3 protein-coding genes and 1 rRNA gene are annotated in these 1,823 nt (G+C 39.6%); 1 reads left to right on the top strand and 3 read right to left on the bottom strand.

Translation table 11 applies throughout. The features are described from left to right. The 3 genes from AC1DUA_RS35955 to AC1DUA_RS35965 form a co-directional block, all read right to left on the bottom strand. Positions 1-79 (bottom strand): 16S ribosomal RNA (locus tag AC1DUA_RS35955); the annotation flags it as partial. Positions 80-530: 451 nt separating this feature from the next. Further along, on the bottom strand, positions 531-920 hold the full coding sequence (locus tag AC1DUA_RS35960) for a VOC family protein (RefSeq protein WP_477504289.1): 390 nt from the start codon (positions 918-920) through the stop codon (positions 531-533). Between the two features lie 164 nt (positions 921-1,084). Further along, a complete protein-coding gene (locus AC1DUA_RS35965; RefSeq protein WP_477504290.1) occupies positions 1,085-1,306 on the bottom strand; it encodes a hypothetical protein in 222 nt (73 codons plus the stop codon). Between the two features lie 154 nt (positions 1,307-1,460). Between AC1DUA_RS35965 and AC1DUA_RS35970 the strand changes: the two genes are divergently transcribed. Next, positions 1,461-1,739, top strand: a complete 279-nt coding sequence (locus AC1DUA_RS35970; RefSeq protein WP_477504291.1) for a hypothetical protein — start codon at positions 1,461-1,463, stop codon at positions 1,737-1,739. The last annotated feature ends 84 nt before the right edge of the window (positions 1,740-1,823 follow it).

Raw genomic sequence — 1,823 nt, forward strand, 5'->3', positions numbered from 1 at the left:
CCGAAGTGCTCCGCTCGACTTGCATGTATTAGGCACGCCGCCAGCGTTCGTCCTGAGCCAGGATCAAACTCTCCATAATAGAAAAGCTTAATTGTACTCATTGACTTGCTAGCGAGATTATTCATCTCATTTATAGTCGATTACTCGACTGTGCTTACTCACTCGTTGTTCAGTTTTCAAAGATCAATTTTCTTTCGTTCTCTGCCGTGTTACCGAAGCAGCGAGAAGTAATATACCACAGCTCGTTCATCAATTGCAAGTACTTTTTTCTTGTCAATTTCTGTCGTTCTCTGTTGGGAAATTAATACTACCATACGTTGCTGTTCGAATGCAAGTTCACTTCATCTTGCTAAGTGATTCGCCGTCCAAAGCAACGAGGTATAATGTACCACGCTCGAAAACCAATTACAACCCCTTTGGAAATGTTCCGCAATTGCCATTGTTTTGAATGTTTTGTTCTATTTATAAATAAAAAATGGATGCATCAGATGCACCCGTCTCAATCCCGTATGTATTATATGTACGTTTAATTACCGAGTCGTTTGGAAAAACTCAATGCGCTCCCCATCTAACCCATTAAAGAAGAAATACCTAGAGCCATTAGGCAGCGTCGTAATTTCCTCATCTAACTGTTGAACATCCAATCCTTGAATACGGGTAAACTCAGCCTTAATGTCATCAACGGTAAAAGCAAGATGATGAACTTTCCCTTCTTGCGGCAAACCAGCGTTATAACCTTCGATAAGTTCAACTTCCGTTTCGTTCAGCGCCTCAAAGCCCAGAAATGCAAGACGGATAACTCCGTTCGTGTGAAGCAAAGTCCCTTTGTGCTTAAGACCAATCACTTCCTCATAGAAGCGAATTGATGCTTCTAAGTTCGCCACCATCACACCGACGTGCTCCATTTTCAAAACTGCCATTGTTCATAACCTCCTATTAAACTCCTATTTCCTATTATTGTAACGAAAATAGCAGAGAAGGGCTAGAACATCATAATAGTTAACTTATTTAAAATAGAAAATATATCGACAAGCCATTATCAGTCATAATCTCTACCGCATATGTATAGATTAGCGAAAGACATCTACGTTATACAAAGCGTTTCTATCTCACCATTAAGCGAAAAGAGCGTAACTTCCTCATTCGTGATATTGACCAAGCCGAGGTCGTCGAATACTCTGCGGATTTTCTCATTAGATAAATGCTTGAGTATCGTTTCAACGGCAACATGCAAATGATCCTGATGCTTGGATTCATAAAACATAAGAACTTCTTTTTCCTCGACACGTATTCTCGTATGTATCATACAAGATCCCCCCATTCCAATGGTTCAATTGTATATTTTGGAAATAAGGAAAGTGTGAGGACATTATTAGGTAAGTGTTAGGTTCAAAATTTGCGCTTAGATACCTCAGTCGTTGTATACTGTTGCTAGGAAGGTTAGATAGGAGGGTCACAACATGAGATTGCTAAAACTTCTTCAAATCTACGAGGTGGATGGGATTACGCCCAAACATCAATCTGATCGATTCAATTTTGATGAGATTCAAGGGCAGACTTTTCGTGAAATGAACCCAACTGAAGTCGGGTCACCGATGATCTTATCTGGCATACACCGATATATCCCTTTCAAAACAACTAGAGTTCAAGCGATAGATAGAGACGGATTGGATTTCCGGGTTCTTACTCGGAACACAATCTATCATTTTGAAGTTCATACCGAGCACAAAGCCACATAACCATTGGAGGGTTAGTGGCTTTGTTTGTTATTTTTTAAAATAATAATAACTTTACTTCTCAAAGACTACCAATTCCCTTTATAC

The organism is Paenibacillus sp. 01T422, assembly GCF_056398785.1.